The sequence below is a fragment of the Telmatospirillum sp. J64-1 genome (assembly GCF_006980715.1).
Classification (GTDB): domain Bacteria; phylum Pseudomonadota; class Alphaproteobacteria; order Rhodospirillales; family Magnetospirillaceae; genus Oleiliquidispirillum; species Oleiliquidispirillum nitrogeniifigens.
The window spans coordinates 1-15,798 of sequence record NZ_SBHN01000031.1 but is presented as its reverse complement, the minus strand read 5'-3'; the positions used below and the strand labels follow the sequence as shown (position 1 = coordinate 15,798).

General features: G+C 60.2%; 14 protein-coding genes, 1 tRNA gene and 1 other RNA gene. All 16 read left to right on the top strand.

The genetic code is table 11. The features are described from left to right. Positions 1–7 precede the first annotated feature (7 nt). The 16 genes from EPD66_RS21770 (at position 8) to EPD66_RS21695 (ending at position 15,576) form a co-directional block, all read left to right on the top strand. Positions 8–3,730 carry a hypothetical protein gene (locus tag EPD66_RS21770; RefSeq protein ID WP_142850676.1) on the top strand — a complete coding sequence of 1,241 codons (3,723 nt, stop codon included), beginning with the start codon at positions 8–10 and terminating at the stop codon, positions 3,728–3,730. Between the two features lie 53 nt (positions 3,731–3,783). Next, positions 3,784–5,445, top strand: a complete 1,662-nt coding sequence (locus EPD66_RS21765) for a phage tail fiber protein (protein ID WP_142850675.1) — start codon at positions 3,784–3,786, stop codon at positions 5,443–5,445. 52 nt (positions 5,446–5,497) lie between these two features. After that, positions 5,498–5,722, top strand: coding sequence for a hypothetical protein (locus tag EPD66_RS21760; RefSeq protein WP_142850674.1), 225 nt, complete (start codon positions 5,498–5,500; stop codon positions 5,720–5,722). 2 nt (positions 5,723–5,724) lie between these two features. Next, positions 5,725–5,946 carry a hypothetical protein gene (locus EPD66_RS21755; RefSeq protein WP_142850673.1) on the top strand — a complete coding sequence of 74 codons (222 nt, stop codon included), beginning with the start codon at positions 5,725–5,727 and terminating at the stop codon, positions 5,944–5,946. Between the two features lie 108 nt (positions 5,947–6,054). After that, positions 6,055–7,725 (top strand): phage terminase large subunit, encoded by a 1,671-nt coding sequence (terL, locus tag EPD66_RS21750; RefSeq protein WP_142850672.1) that lies wholly within the window; start codon positions 6,055–6,057, stop codon positions 7,723–7,725. A gap of 113 nt (positions 7,726–7,838) precedes the next feature. After that, positions 7,839–8,078 (top strand): hypothetical protein, encoded by a 240-nt coding sequence (locus tag EPD66_RS21745; RefSeq protein WP_142850671.1) that lies wholly within the window; start codon positions 7,839–7,841, stop codon positions 8,076–8,078. 296 nt (positions 8,079–8,374) lie between these two features. Continuing rightward, complete coding sequence (locus tag EPD66_RS21740) at positions 8,375–8,908, top strand: hypothetical protein (protein WP_142850670.1); 534 nt, start codon at positions 8,375–8,377, stop codon at positions 8,906–8,908. 889 nt (positions 8,909–9,797) lie between these two features. Beyond that, an RNA gene (locus tag EPD66_RS21735) (hammerhead ribozyme type II) lies at positions 9,798–9,871 on the top strand. Between the two features lie 192 nt (positions 9,872–10,063). Then, entirely contained in the window at positions 10,064–10,657 is a 594-nt protein-coding gene (locus tag EPD66_RS21730) for a hypothetical protein (RefSeq protein ID WP_142850669.1), read from the top strand. 139 nt (positions 10,658–10,796) lie between these two features. Then, the gene (locus tag EPD66_RS21725; protein ID WP_142850668.1) at positions 10,797–11,516 is read left to right on the top strand and encodes a DUF2076 domain-containing protein; all 720 of its coding nucleotides are present in this window, start codon (positions 10,797–10,799) and stop codon (positions 11,514–11,516) included. A 621-nt stretch (positions 11,517–12,137) separates the two neighbouring features. Further along, the gene (locus EPD66_RS21720) at positions 12,138–12,458 is read left to right on the top strand and encodes a MarR family winged helix-turn-helix transcriptional regulator (protein ID WP_142850667.1); all 321 of its coding nucleotides are present in this window, start codon (positions 12,138–12,140) and stop codon (positions 12,456–12,458) included. 74 nt (positions 12,459–12,532) lie between these two features. Continuing rightward, positions 12,533–13,609: a tyrosine-type recombinase/integrase gene (locus EPD66_RS21715; protein ID WP_142850666.1), complete on the top strand. Its 1,077-nt coding sequence runs from the start codon at positions 12,533–12,535 to the stop codon at positions 13,607–13,609. A gap of 63 nt (positions 13,610–13,672) precedes the next feature. Then, positions 13,673–13,759, top strand: a tRNA-Leu gene (locus EPD66_RS21710). Between the two features lie 164 nt (positions 13,760–13,923). After that, positions 13,924–14,502 carry a YqaA family protein gene (locus EPD66_RS21705; RefSeq protein ID WP_142850665.1) on the top strand — a complete coding sequence of 193 codons (579 nt, stop codon included), beginning with the start codon at positions 13,924–13,926 and terminating at the stop codon, positions 14,500–14,502. Between the two features lie 4 nt (positions 14,503–14,506). Next, positions 14,507–15,001, top strand: coding sequence for a disulfide bond formation protein B (locus tag EPD66_RS21700; protein WP_142850664.1), 495 nt, complete (start codon positions 14,507–14,509; stop codon positions 14,999–15,001). Beyond that, positions 14,998–15,576, top strand: a complete 579-nt coding sequence (locus EPD66_RS21695; RefSeq protein WP_142850663.1) for a demethoxyubiquinone hydroxylase family protein — start codon at positions 14,998–15,000, stop codon at positions 15,574–15,576. The genes EPD66_RS21700 and EPD66_RS21695 overlap by 4 nt, the downstream gene beginning before the upstream one ends. Positions 15,577–15,798 lie beyond the last annotated feature (222 nt).

The following is a 15,798-nucleotide window of genomic DNA, read 5'->3' as shown; positions in this document are numbered from 1 at the left end:
CAACTGAATGGACCAGAACACCCAAGAGGTGGCTCTGCGGAGCCGTCCTAATAGGAGCTTCAGCGCCGACCTTGAGGAGGCGCGTCGTCAGTACCGGGCCGAGCGCGGCATCGAGGAGCCGCAGGCCCGACCCAAGCAGGAAACCCAGGAGGAACCCGGCCTGGGGACGAGGGTCGTCAGGGACGTCACGAAGGGCGTGGCCGTGGAAGGCCTGCCCGCCGTGGCTCGTGGCTTCAACAAGGCGATCAACGCCACGCTGGACTCGGCCCATTGGGTCGGCGCTATCCCCCAGCGGGCCTTGATCCGCGCCGGTCTCCTCTCCCCCGACTGGGACCCCGGTGAGCAATCCCCGATCCGTCTCTCGGAGCGGTTTGTCCGAGGACAGGCCGACACCTTCACGGGGGGCATGATCGAGGGCATCTCGCAGTTCGCCGCAGGTTGGATCGGCTTTGGCCGCGTCATGCAGGCGGCGAAGGCCACGGGTGGCGGTATCACCCAGGCGATGGCGCGAGGTGCAGCCACCGACATGACGGTCTTCGACGCGAACGAAGCCCGCCTGTCCGACACCCTCCTGGAGCTGTCCGAGGAGCATCCTGCGCTTCGCAATGCGGTCACTGAATACCTCGCACACAGCGAGGACGAGACGGTGGCCGAGGGTAAGTTCAAGCTGGCCCTGGAAGGTCTGATGGCCGGTGCCGTGGTCGATACCGCCCTGGCGGGCGTCCGCGGACTTGCCCGGCTGCGGAAGGCCAAGACCCCCGAGGAGAAGGGGAAGATCGTCTCAGAGGTGACCGACGAGCTGGAGCAGCTTGAGTTGGGCCTGACCGGCGGAAGCGGCAAAGACCTGACCAAGGACGGTCCTGTGCTGACCGAAAAGGCCCAGAACTATCGGGTGGCCGACAACGGCGACGTGGTGATCGGGGAGCAGCTCGACCTTCCTCTGGAGGGTGGGGCCATGCGCCAGGCCTCCAGCGTCCCGCCCAAGGACGAGTACATCCGGGATGAGATGGACAAGCGTTGGGGGCCTGGCACCTACGACGCCTGGAAGGATGGGAAGGGTGAGTCCCGTCAGCAGGCCGCGTGGCAGAAGTACGCCGCCACGACCGGCGAGACCTGGGAGAAGCTGAACGCCAAGGATCAGGCCGGGGAGCTACGCCACCGCACCGGCACCGAAGCCGAGAAGGTCTTCCTGTCCGGCGAACAGGTCAACCAGATCAGGGCCTCCCTCCGGTCAATCCGCGAGGACGGCCTGGAGGGGGACATCGGCATGGCTCTGTCGAAGGTGGATTTCAACTTCGACTCCTGGAAGTCCGATGCCGACGTGAAGGCCTCGGTCAACGCCCTATCGTTCATCATCCGCGATGAGATGGACAAGCTGAAGGGCGGCATCCGCACCTGGGACGAGACCCGTAAGCTAGCTGACCTGATCGGCTCCAAGAATGACGCGGTGTTGGCTCACCGGCTATCCCGCATCTTCGACGCCACCAGCGACCTCGACGCCACCTTGGTCTCCACCAAGGTGCTGGTCCAAAGTTATGCCGAACGTGTCCAGATGATGGCCCGTCAGATCGACGCAGGGAACGCCACTGATCGCCAGATCGCCCAGTTCGTCGGAGAGGTTCACCAGCTTGCCAACTTCCAGGCCATGCTCAAGGGCGTCCAGACGAACACCGCCCGCGCCTTGAACGCCATGAAGATCAAGACCGACGTGGACGTTTCAAAGATCCACCCCAAGGACTTGGCCTCCATGATGACCGAGGCTGGTGGCTATGCTCGGGCGCGGAAGCTCGCTCACAAGCTGGCGATGGCGGACAATCCGAAAGCTGCGCTGAAGATGACCCGCCCCGGCTTCTGGGAGAGGATCATGGACGGGTACAACGAGACCTTCATCAACGCCATCCTCTCGGGTCCTGACACCCATATCGTCAACAGCCTGTCCAACGCCCTGCGCGTCTTCTCCCTTCCTACCCATCGCTTCGTCGGTGGTCTCCTGACCGGCGACCGGGTAGCCATGCGGGAGGCCACCCAGATGTATATGGAGCTGCGCCGGGGTTATTTGGAAGCGGCGCAAATGGCCGTGAAGGCTTGGAAGGCCGAGGAGAACATCCTCGACCCCGGCAACATGAAGACCGACTACAACCACAAGGCCATCAGCGCCCAGGCGTGGGGCCTTGAGCAGGGTCCGATGGCGAGCTTTGTCAATGGCCTGGGCCAAGCCCTCCGCGTCCCCAGCCGTCTAATGATCGCGGAGGATGAGTTCTTCAAGAACATCGCCTTCCGTTCCCGCATCGGGGGGTTGGCCTACCGTGAGGGGGTGCGTCGGGGGTTGAACGGGCAGCAGCTTGCCAAGTTCATCAATGACGCCGTGGAGATGCCTCCGGACCAGATCAAGGCGCTGAACCCAGAGATGTTCGACGCCGCAGTCCGATATGCCCAGGAACTGACCTTCAGCAATCCCCTGGAGTATGGGGTGGGCAAGTGGGTTCAGGACGGCGTCAGTAATCACACCTGGCTGCGTCCCTTCTTCCCCTTCGTCCGCACCCCGACCCAGATTTACCGCGCTGCCTTCCAAGGCTTTCCCGGCCTTGGCCTCCTTCAGCGCCGCCACCGCGAGGCCATCGCTCAGTGGCGGGAAGCAGCGAAGGCCGGACGACCAATCCCGGAGGAGGTCCAGTTGATGTTGGGGCGTCAGGCCACCGGCCTGGGCATGTATACCTTGGCCTACATGGCGGTCCAGGAAGGCTGGATCACCGGCAGCGGCCACACTGACAAACAGCAGCGGAAGAACATGCGGGACCTGGGCTGGCAACCGGATAGCATCGTCATCCGGGACCCGGAGACCGGCGACACGCAGTACATCCGCATGAACCGTCTCGACCCGTACTTCATGCCCTTCCGTATCGCCGCCCGCGTGGGCGAGATGATCGGGGACTTGGATGATGAACAGGCCGACGCGGTCATCTTCGCAGCCGTCGCGGCGCTGGGCGATCTACCCAACGAGACGCCCTACCTCCAGGGCTTCGTTGACCTGACCCAGCGCATCTTCTCGGGCGATCCGGAGAAGGTGCAGGAATGGCTCACCAAGCAGGCCGTGTCTTCTGTGCCCTACTCCAGCTTCATGAACCGCGTCACCAACCGCGACTCCTATCAGCGGGAGGCTGAGACGTTCCTGGAGGAGATGCACAAGCGTTTCGGCTTTGGGTATTCCCAGGAACTGCCGCCCTACCGCGACCTCCTGGGCCGTCCGGTGATCAAGCCGATGGGCGTAGGGCTTCACGGCGTGGTCCCCTTCAGTGGGACGGACATGGAAGGGAGCGTGGTCAATAAGGAGTTGATGCGCCTGATGCGAGATCAGGACGTGTTCTTCCGCAAGCCCCCGCCGACGATGGGCCACAACATGGAGCTGAACGCCAGGGACTACGACGCCTTCATGGAGATTTACAACACCATTCAGATCGGCGGTCGGACCCTTGAGGAGGCTTTGGACCGTGTCATTCGTTCCCCGGCCTACCAAAAGGCTCCGGACGGAGACCCGGATTACCCGGAGAGCAAGGCCGAGCGGCTCCAGCGCGTGATGAACGCCTATCGGCAAGCGGCGCAGAGGGAGTTTCTGAAGCAAAACCCCGAGGCCCTGGAAGCCTGGAAAATCGACAGATACAACGTCTTCCTCAACAAGACACGGGGAGCGGACGCGGTCGTCCCGCTGCCTGAGAGGTTCCAGCGTAAATAACCGTCCAAAGGGGGTCCCAGCGAGGACCCCCTTCTTCTTTCTGAGGAACAGGAATGTCCCTTTCCTTTGTCCAGTACGTGGGAGATGGCAGAAACCGGAACTTTGCCGTCCCCTTCCCTTACATCGACCAAAGCCACATCGTCATCCGGGTGAACGGTGAAACGGTCCCGTACATCTGGCTCGATCCTAATACCGTTCAGACCGCAACCACCCCGCCGGAAGGTGCCATCGTGGATGTCCGCCGCGAGACGCCGCGAGACAACCGTTTCGTGACCTTCAACGATGGTTCGGTGCTGACTGGCAGCGACATCAACTTGGCGGTCCTTCAGACCTTTTACATCGTCCAAGAGGCCATCGACATCGCGGGGGGGACGCTAGGTATCCAGACGGACGGCTCCTACACGGCCAACTTCCGCCGCATCGCAGAGCTGGGCGACCCGGTAAATCCCTACGATGCGGTCAACCGCCGCTTCTTCGAGCAAACCTTCCTGCCCCAGCAGCAGGCCCTCCTGGCGCAGACCGCTGCGGAAAAAGATGCCGCTGTCGTCGCCCGTCAGGCCTCTGAGAGTGCTCGAAATACGGCGCAGCAGCATAGGGAGAATGCGGCAGCCTCCGCCACTGCCGCCGCCAATTCCGCGAACGCTTCGGCTGGCTCGGCCACCAATGCGGCGAACAGCGCCACAGCAGCGGCCAGTTCGGCCACCAACGCCGCGAACAGCGCGTCAATGGCGACGACCCAGGCGGGTAATGCGTCTAGTTCCGCGAGTGCCGCTGCGGCCAGCGCCACGGCTGCTAATGAACGGCGGAATGAGGCGCAGACCTTCCGTAATGATGCCCTGGCTTATCGTAACGAGGCCCGTCAGTTCCGAGACGAAGCGTCAGCGTCGGCTGACCGGGCGGCGCTCTTTGACCCGACCAGCTACGTTCCGAAGACGGGAGGCACGTTCACGGGGAATGTCTTCATCAATGGCGGCGCTATCCGGCCCGAGTTCAACTTCGGCACAGGTGGGGACCCCAAACCTGCTGACTACCCAATCGGCATCTCCACGGAGGCGATTACCGCCGCGGCGGCTGGACCTTCTTCAGCCTTCCCCGGCGTATTGCACAGCGTCACCACCAACAAGACGCAGTACACGAACCGGACCTACCAGATCGCCTACCGACCGAATAGCGATGAACTCCGCGTCAGGTCTCGGGCCGGGGATGACAATACTTGGACCCCGTGGAAGACCTTAGTTCACTCTGGGAACATTACTGAGTTCCTCCCGGAAACGGCACATACCGGCGAAATCCGTATGTTCGCCGGGTCCAGCGCCCCCTCCGGTTGGTTGCTCTGTCAAGGGCAGGCAGTCAGCCGGACGACCTATTCCGCGCTATTCGCGGTGATCGGAACAACCTATGGCGCGGGGAACGGGTCAAGCACCTTCAACCTTCCTGACTTTCGTGGTCGTGCCCCCATTGGTGTCGGACAAGGAAGCGGACTGACGAACCGTGCTTTGGGTGCCAGGGTCGGTGCTGAGACCCACACCCTGAGTATTAACGAAATACCCAGCCACAGTCACAGTATAGCGACATCCTCTGGAGATGGACCGCACCGGGCCGTACAACAAACTTGGGGCTACACGACTAATATGGCTACAACCAGCACAGGATCGGGACAAGCCCACAACAACATGCAGCCTTCGCTTACCATCAATTTCATAATTAAGACTTGATCCATAACCATGACCAAACTTCGGACGATTGTGGATCACCTCCTGGAATTCCATGGAACAGTTGAGCAATCCCCCGCCCGATCTCTTGATCCTACTGGGACGCATCGACGGTAAGCTCGATGCCGCCCTCCAGCGGCAGGAGGTCCACGAGCAGAACCTTAAAGAAGTGGAGGCCCGCGTCTCCCGCCTGGAGCGAAACAAGGCGTACCTGATGGGAGCCGCCGCTGCGGTGGGCGCTGGGGCCTCCTGGATCAAGTCTTTCATCTTCGGAACCTGACGATGACCAAGAAGGCTGATGAAGCCCTTATGGAGGAACTGCACGGGGCCGTCGCTCGGGAGTTGCTGCGCCGGATCAAAGAGGGCACGGCGACCGCAGCCGACATCAACGTCGCCCGCCAGTTCCTCAAGGACAACAACGTGAACGCGGACGATCCCCAGGACAGCCCGCTGGGTGCCTTGGTCAGTAACCTCCCGTTCCTTGACGACACTTACCCAAACTAAGCCCGTAGGAAGGCCGTAGAGAGGCCTCTGAGGGTCTCGCTAGTGTCATAGCCGGGACCCTCATGGAAGCCACTCACAGGCCATCAGACGCACCTATGGGACCATCCCATGAGTGGAACTAACCCTCTTTCCGATTTCCGCAACTTCCTCTTCCTGGTCTGGAAACATCTGAACCTTCCAGACCCCACCCCCCTCCAGTACGACGTTGGGAGCTACCTCCAGCACGGCCCCAAGCGCTGCATCATCGAGGCCTTCCGAGGCGTGGGCAAATCCTGGGTTACCTCGGCCTTTGTCTGCTGGCTGCTTCTCCAGGACCCCGACCATAAAATCCTGGTCGTTTCAGCGTCGAAAAACCGGGCGGACGACTTCACCACCTTCACGCTGCGTCTGATCAACGAGATGCCTGTGCTTCTGCATCTGCGTCCCAGGCCCGATCAGCGTTGCTCCAAGATCAGCTTCGACGTTGGACCGGCCAGGGCCAGCCACTCGCCGTCCGTCAAATCGGTCGGCATCACCGGCCAGCTCGCTGGTTCCCGCGCGGACACGATCATCGCGGACGACATCGAAATCCCCAACAACTCCGCGACCCAGGCCATGCGTGACAAGCTGTCCGAGTTGGTCAAAGAGTTCGACGCCATCCTCAAGCCCAACGGTCGGATCATCTACCTGGGCACCCCGCAGACCGAGCAAAGCCTATACAACACCCTGCCCGAGCGTGGGTACGAGGTCCGCGTCTGGCCCGCTAGGTTCCCAACCGAGGAGCAGCTCGCCATCTACGGTGATCGCCTAGCTCCGTTCATCCTTGAGCAGATGGAAAAGGGAGCCAAGCCCGGCGACACCACCGAGCCTCGGCGCTTCTCCAACGATGATCTGAAGGAACGCGAGGCGTCCTACGGCAGGGCTGGCTTCGCCCTCCAGTTCATGCTCGACACCCGGCTGTCCGACGCCGACCGCTACCCCCTCAAGGTCACCGACCTGATCGTGATGAACCTCAACCCCGAGATGGCCCCTGTGAAGGTCGTCTGGGCGGCAAGCCCCGAGTTGATCATCAACGATCTGCCCAACGTGGGCTTCACCGGGGACAAGTTCTACCGGCCCATGTTCATCGAGAAGGAATGGGCACCCTACACCGGCTCGGTCATGGCTATTGACCCCTCTGGCCGAGGCAGGGACGAGACCGGCTACGCTGTGGTCAAAATCCTTCACAGCTTCCTTTTCGTGACGGAGGCTGGCGGACTCCAGGGCGGCTACTCCGAGCAGACCCTCCAGACCCTCGCCAGGATCGCCCAACGCAACAAGGTCAACGAGGTGATCGTGGAGGCCAACTTCGGCGATGGCATGTTCACCCAACTCCTGAAGCCGGTCCTGGGCCGTGTCCACCCCTGCGTGGTCACCGAGGTCAAGCATACCCAGCAGAAGGAACGCCGGATCATCGACACCCTGGAGCCGGTCCTGATGAGCCACAAGCTCGTCTTCGATAAGAAGGTCATTGAGCAGGACTACAACTCGGTCCAAGGCTACCCGGCTGAGACCGCCAGGCATTACATGCTCATGCACCAACTCACCCGCATCACCAGGGACCGTGGGTCTTTGGTACAGGACGACCGCCTGGACGCCCTTGCCATTGCGGTGAACTATTGGGTCGAGCAGATGGCTCGGGATAGCGAGAAGGCCCGCCAACAGCACTTCGACCGGAAGCTGGACGAGGAGTTGAAGAAGTTCATCAAGGCGGCGACCGGAGGCCCAGGCCAGCCCGGAAATCTCTGGGTCCGGATATAATCAAAGACCACTTGCGGCCTCGCCCTGAACCTCGTAACCGATAACGATACCCAAAGGGAAGGGACCCCCTTCCCTTTGGGATCAGTGGTTGGAAGTTCTTAGGGAGACCACCTGTGTTTGACACTGGCGACCTTAATTACGGCAACGCTGGGCTGATCTTGGCGGTAAGTATGTACGGCGCAGGCCTCTTGGCCCTGCTCGTCTTCAAGCTAACTGGACGCTCGGGAAGGATGAAGCTGATCGGGGATCGAATAGGAACAACCCTGACAGTCATTGCGATTGGCGTTCCGACCTTGGCCGGTCTCCTCGGCCTGCTCAGTATCATCCTGACGCTCTTCGGCATCCGCCTGTAAGCCGCAGAATTCCTGGCCTTTTAATTAGGTTGCACCTACAGGGGGAAGGGGAAGCCCTCCCCCTGGTTGGTTGGTATAGGTAGATAAATTTTAGCCCTCAAACAGCTCGTTAGAGAAGCGAGGGGTTTGTTAACTGAGGAGAGGCTTTAGGGGTCCTCTAGCGCTATCCCACCTTGGCACGATGATAGGACATCATACGCCATACTCTTTGTAAGTCGGTACCAACAGGGTATATTAGCCCTCAAATAATCCTCCTCTTGAAGAGGAAGACAGTGGGCACCAGGGAAGCACCTCGTATGCGTCAAGATACTGTTGGTATAAAACGATGCGAACATCAGCTTGCTAAAGCAAGGCGTGAGTGGACACGCATGGTATACGCGACCAAGAGAGTTGATGTCTGCGACCACGCTATCAACTTTGCAACCACAGCCTGGCACCTGACTGATTGGCTCTGGCACTATCACGGATCGCATCTCAAGAAACTTCTTGGCCTCAAGGATATTAAAGAGTTTTATATTCTTCTTTTTGACGCCTGCCCTTATCTGAAGACATGTGATGTCATTGCCAACGCATGGAAGCATGGCGACCTAAGAGTCAAAGAATACCGACCAAGCGTCAAAACTATCATGTCATTCGATCCGGAGATTACGGAGGACGAAGACATTATTTCCATACTTGACCGCCTAGATAGCGCGAAATGGAAGGTCATTATAGAGATCGATGGGGAATCCATACCCGCATCAACCCACTTTGCCGATGTTCTAAACTTTTGGCATGGGTTCTTTCACGCCAATGACATATACAAACGAGAGGGCATAATATTCCGATGAATTAACCTTCATTGGAATTGACCCTTATGAAAAGGGACCATTGACTACTCTCAAGAATTGCATTGGTGACGATCTGACCGATCAGGCGTCTTTCTGTGCCTCTACCTCCGACGCTCATCCTCACCCAGGCTGAGGAAAACAGGGTCCCGAAGTTTTGGTGCAAAAATCTGAGAGCCTACCCCGCGAGACGGGGCCGCAGGTTCCCCCCGGAGGGGGTGGCCCTGCCCGGCTGCTGTCATGGACAGCCCCACCACCAGCCGAGCCGCCCCAAGAGGACATAAAGTCGGGGCCTTCGGCCCCTCCTTATGTTCCTCTCCAGGATCGCCGGTCACTTCCTGCGTCACAAGGACGCCCAAACGCTTGGCGTTTCAACGGGTTACAGGAGATCATGGGTCTTATTGACCCTGCTGCTGGACCATGCGCCCCTCCCTAAGACGGGCTTGGCGGCCCCTCCTGCCGCTCTTGTAGAACGTGCTGGGCCGTCTTGGGCCTTAGCAGATGTTCAACCCTTCTGCCTCTCATTCATTGTTTCGGCCCTGCCTCACCCCCTCCCGAGAAATGTCTCGTAGACGCTACATTTCACCCACACTCGGGACAGACTAAGCCGACAAACAAGCTGTGACACACGCTAACCGATTGATAAACATAGAATAATTTTTTGTGAAAAAACGCTTGATCCGTCCCACAAATGGGATTAATTGTTTTCTCGCCAACGGGACGAACCCCGAAAGGCCCGGTAGAGAGGCCGGAACAAGAAACACCTCTCAGAAGGCCCGGCGGTGGTGAAAGGCCCACGCCCACGTGCCCCGGCGATGACGTCAAGGGGCCGAGACTGGACCCCTCCCGGCGGTTACGCGATCACATGGTCCCAGTATTGGGACCATCCCAAAGGCGAAACCTATGCGGAGAGTCCGCATATGGTCGGTCAGGGTGGTTCCCTGGCCCTGACGATGCCAGCCATCGCAGTTAACCCTGTCAGGAAAGGAAAAAGGCCCATGCGCGGCAACGCACGGACCCTTCTATTCCTGGCGGTTTTGCTGGTCCTACTCCTCTGGAGTAGCCCGGCAAACTGACCGGGGCCGCTCCCTCTACCCTCAAAAAGTGGGGGAGCGGTTCCCGGTCAATTTATCCCTCACCTGACCGGAGTTCAAGACCATGGCGAAGGACTTGGAAAGCGCAGCGGCGGACGCTGTGTATGAGGCTGCTTACGGGATGACCGAACTGGACCTCGACAAGCTGGGCGAGGAAGCCCGAGAGCGGGTTCATATCGAGGCGGACAACGCTGTGATCTACAACAGCGACGCCCTAGCGATCATCAACGAGTATGAAGGCCATCCGGCTGCCCGCGTTGCGGAAGAGGAGGCGGACGACTTTGGCGAGGTGTTCAAGGCTTCCGACTGGCAGAAGGCCCAAACCACTTACGCCTATCTTATCGCCCGTGCGGTCATTGGTGCGTGTGTCGAGGAGCAGCTCATGGACATTACAGCCAAGGCCGAACACCTCCTCGACGTGTTGGGGAGCCTCCAGCGCTACTCCAGAGCTGTCCTCCCGTCCGATGAGAGAGAACTTACCGTCTCCCGCGATTGTCCGCACGGCTGGGCCGCACATGACCGCGAGGACGACGAAGGGACGTATTTCTGGACGTCCGAGCAGGTGGATGGATGTAATGCCGTCGCCATTCAAACCGAATCGGGGTTGTGGCTCTCCTACACTTGGCAGGCTTCGGATAAAGCAACCCGCGCCGCCTGAATTGCGCCCATACCGACCCACGTCTGCAACGGTCCCGGTTATGCGCCGGGACCTTCCTCCAGGGTCCCTGCGGGGGCCTTGCAGGAAGCTCTAAACATGACGGAGGGGAAAATGCCCTACGACCACGGGAATAATTACCTTGCCGCTCTGGCTGCCGACATCCACGACCTCTTCAGCCGAGCCAAGGGGGGCCAGCCGAGAGAGTCTCCAGGCCTTCCGAGAGATCGGCCAAAAGCTCATCGAGGCCAAAGAAGCCTTGAGGGACAAGGGTAAAGGAGCCTTCGGAGATTGGTGCGAGGTCAACGGCTTCGGCTTCCACCGTTCCTGGCGGGCAAAGATTATGAAGCTGGCCGAGAGCTGGGACGAGATCGCCCGCGCCGTGGAGGAGACTGAAGAGGCCGACAGCAAGGTCTTTTCGGTCGATGCCGCCTTGGCCTGCTGGGCGAAGTGGAAGAAAGCGAACGATCCCGAAGCGAAAGCTAAGGCCGAGGAGGCCAAGGCCAAAAGAGAGGCCAAGAAGCGGAGCAGCACCGAGGAGGGCAGGAACGAGGACGAGGTGTCCGAGACCGAGGCCCTGAGACAGGCGCTCAAGGAAGCCCTTCGCCGTATCCAAGACCTGGAGGCTGAGGTCTCCCGCCTGCGGCAGGGTGGGAAGGAACAGCCGCGCTCGGAGACTCCGAGGCAAGAAACTCCGCGCCCAGTAGATGCCGCCACCAAGACCCGCGCTCGGAAGGTCTACGCCCTTTACACCAAGGGGGCCACCGAGGGTGAACGCAACGCCGCAAAGACCCGCCTTGAGGATATGGCCCGAAAGCACGGGATGGACCTCTCCACCTTCCTCAAGTCCTGCGGTCTGTAACCAACCATGGGAGGCTTAATTCGACCCATCCCTGCAACCGTCCCAAATGTAGCGTAGACGAGACATATCTGAGGGGATCATGGATATCCTTCCGCTCATTCTGACCGCTGCCGTCTTCGGCGGACTCTTCGGCTGTTTGTGGCTGATCGTTCGGGTTTGCACGGGGAGGATGCGTCTATGATCCGGCGCATCCTGACGATCACGCTGGGAAGTCTAGCGCCTCCGCTCTTTCTCGGGATGATTATGGCTGTTTTGGCTGTAGTGGAGGCCATTCTCCACGGGTGATCGCCCGCCACTTTGTCTAAATCCCACACCATACGGGCTACCTATTTTTGGTTGCTCATCTGGGACGATGTGGTACAGAAGGAGAACAAAAAACAGTCCTATAAGAAGGTTCCCGTCTGGGACCATGGGGTACAGATGGGAAGCAGATGCCGTCTAGTAAGAGGTGTCGCATGGCTTTTTGGTATTGCAGAGTACGAAAGGTGGAACTGTATACTGAGTGGGACGGTGACAAGAGTGGGACGATGTGGTACGTAAGTTTTGAGGATGGGTGTCTGGAGGTATGGGCAGGCTACCTGTACCTCTCGATCAATATGGTGAAAACAGGGGTAATCAACGATGGACCGCAAACTTCGTCAGGCGATCCTGGTTCTGGAGGAATTCCGTAAGCTCGATCCCGAGCTTCCCATCCAGATCGCTTTGATCCTTCTCCTTATTGCGGAGAAGCCGGGCATTAGCAACAGAGAGCTAGTGCAGCTCACCGGCTTAGGGAAATCCTCGGTCGCCAGAAACGTCGCCATTCTCTCCAAGGAACATGGCAAGTTTGGCTTAGTGACCTACTACGAGGACCCGGAAGACCGGCGGAATAAAGTCGCCAAGCTGACGCCCGAAGGACAGCGTTTCATCAACTCGATAAAGCATTATTTCGAGGCAGCCTGAAGGGGGAGGCTGCCTCTCTTTTTTAGGCCCTTTTCATCGGCCACTGATTGAGGAGAAAAGTATAGGAGGGTTATATGGCAGTTCGCCAGAGAGGTAAGTCTTGGCAGGTTGACATCACCTTAAAGGGTGAACGTTACCGGCTCACTTTCCCGAGTGAGAAAGAGGCCAGGGCCTGGGAAATGAAGGCTAGTGCCGCGAGCCTCGCCGGAGAGCCCATCCCGCCCGCGAATGGGACGACCGGCACCGCCACCTCATCCAGACCGACGAGTTGGTCATTGGGTGCCGCCTGCGACCGCGCCTTCCATGAGTTCTGGAGGGGGTCAGAGCACGGTAAGAAGGTCCGCTGGAGCCTCAACGAAATCCGGCAGTATTTCGGGGATGACACTCCACTGGAGCGCATCGGCACCGAAGAGATCAGCGCCTTTACGAGCTACTGCGAGGCGCAAGGCAACAGCAACGGTACGATCAACAGGAAGCTCGCCGCCTTGTCCAAGGTGTTGAGACACGCCTACGACTGCCGGGCACTGAGCCACCTCCCCAAGATGAACCGCCGAAAGGAAGCCAAAGGCCGCTTCCGTTGGCTGACCGAGAAGGAGGAACAAGCCATCCTCGCAACCCTGCGCCAGTGGGAGAAGCACGATCACGCCGAGGTCATCACGGTGCTGATCGACACTGGGATGCGGAATAGCGAGTTGTGGCGACTTGAGGGCCGCGACATCAACCTCAAGGAGGGAGCCATCCACATCTGGCAGACCAAGACGGATAAACCGCGCACGGTCTATATGACCAGAAGGGTTCGGAAGATCATTGAACGGCGGATGACTGAGGCCGCGTCTCCGACTGTTCGGCTGTTTCCCTATGACAACCCCTGGCTCCGGTATACCTGGGACCGGGTGCGAGGCCATCTGGGGCTGATGCACGACCCAAACTTCGTCCCCTACATCTGCCGCCATACCTGTGCCTCCAGGATGGTGCAGCGGGGCGTGTCCCTTCAAGTCGTCAAGGAGTGGCTTGGTCATGCAACAATCGAGATGACCATGCGATATGCCTTCCTCGCTCCAACCCAGCTAAAGGGTGCCCTTAATGCGCTCGACAGAACGCAAGAGGAGGCGGATACGCAAGAACTAGACACCGCGCACGAGATAGACTAATAATGCGCGTCTTCCCCGTTTGAACTGTGACGGGGTTGGTGCCTGGGTTGTGACTTGGGTGACGCGGGTGTGGTGGAATTGGTAGACACGAAGGTCTCAAACACCTTTGCCTTCAATGGCTTGTCGGTTCGAGTCCGACCACCCGCACCAAGTCCAAGAGACTCAAAATCGCGCACCGCAAGGTATCCCGGTTCGAGTCCGGGAGGGGCCACCACTCATCCTTATGCGGCGGCTTCCTGTCCCTGTTGCTAATTGCCTCGGGGGGGAGAGAACTGCTAAATAGCAAGCGCCCGCAACCCGGAACCGGGACACCTATGCTTCAAAGCCTGTATCACTGGACGATGGGCCTCGCCGCCCACCGTCATGCCGTCTGGTGGCTTGCCGCCATCGCCTTCATCGAAAGCTCCGTCTTCCCCGTTCCCCCCGATGTGCTGCTGATCGCCATGGTCCTGGCTGCGCGCCATCGCGCCTGGGAATATGCCGCCATCTGCACCATCGCCTCGGTGCTGGGCGGGCTGCTGGGCTATGCCATCGGCTACGGCCTGTTCGAGACGGTGGGGATGTGGGTCCTCAACCTCTACAATCTCGGCACCAAGTTCGCGGCCTTCCAGCATCAGTTCAACGAGCACGGCATCGCCATCGTCGCCATCAGCGGCCTGACGCCCTTCCCCTACAAGGTGGTGACCATCGCCTCGGGTGTGACGCAGTTGGACCTGCTGACCTTCACCGCCACCTCGGTGGTGGCGCGCGGCCTGCGTTTCTTCCTGGTCTGCGCCCTGCTGTGGCAGTTCGGCCCGCCGATCCGCGCCTTCATCGAGCAGCGCCTGGGCCTGATGTTGACCTTGTTCGTGGTTTTGCTTGTCGGCGGCTTCGCAGCGCTTAAACTGCTGTAGCATCATGACAGCCGATCGCTTGATTCCCTCGGCCGTGCTGGCGTCCAGCCTGGGCGCCCTGGCCGCCGCCTTGACCGGACAATATGTTTACGGCTTGCTGCCCTGTATCCTGTGCCTCTGGCAGCGCGTGCCCTATGGGCTGGCCGCCCTGATCGCCGGACTGGCGCTGCTGCCGGCCTTCGGGCCGCGCGGCCGTGCCTGGCTGGTCGCCGTCTGCGGCCTAGCCTTCCTGGCCAATGCCGGCATCGCCGGCTATCACGTGGGCGTCGAACAGGGCTGGTGGGCGGGCACCGCCGGCTGCACCGGCGGCGGCGTCACCGCCGCCACGGTCGACGACCTGCAACGGCTGCTCGCCCAGCCGCCGGCGGCACGCTGCGACGACGTTCCCTGGACCTTGTTCGGCATTTCCATGGCGGGGTACAATATCCTGGCGTCGCTGGCCCTGTCGGCTTTCGCCTTCTGGGGCGCAACGCATATCAGCCTGCGGAGGACGCAATGACCATCGACGCCCCTATCGCCAAGCCCAAGATGACCGGCGACGACCGCATGCCGGGCGACCCGTCGCGGCAGAAAATGCTCGAGCGCATGATCCGCGTCAACCAGGCTGGCGAATACGGTGCGGTGCGCATCTACACGGGCCAGATGGCAGTGCTGGGCAAGCGTGCCTGCGCCCCCACGCTCAAGCACATGACCGAGCAGGAAGTCGAGCATCTGAATACCTTCAATAGGCTGGCCGCCGAACGCCGGGTCCGCCCGACCGTCCTCCAGCCCCTGTGGCATGTGGCCGGCTTCATGCTGGGCGCCGGCACGGCCCTGCTGGGCGAGAAGGCCGCCATGGCCTGCACCGTGGCGGTGGAAGAGGTCATCGACGAGCATTACGCCGAACAGCGCGAAAAGCTGGGCGAGGACGAGAAGGAACTGCGCGATACCGTCGAGAAGTTCCGCCTGGAAGAAATCGAACACCGCGACATCGGCCTAGCCAGCGGCGCCGAACAGGCCCCCGGCTATGCCTTGCTCAGCGGCGCCATCAAGACCGGATCACGTCTGGCCATCTGGCTGAGCTCGCGCTTCTGATTGCTAGGTCGTGATGCCCTTAATGGGGGGATCACAGCCCGAGAAGCGGCCATGCTTCGAGACGGCCCTGCGGGCCTCCTCAGCATGAGGTTCGGTTGAGAAATAGCCTCACCCTGGAGACCTTTGCGCGGGGGAGGATCGGCCTTTTAGGTGGCAAATCGAGGCTGCTTTGCCCTTAACAAAACCGCCGCCAGAGCTTGATCTCTGGCGGCGGTCTACGTT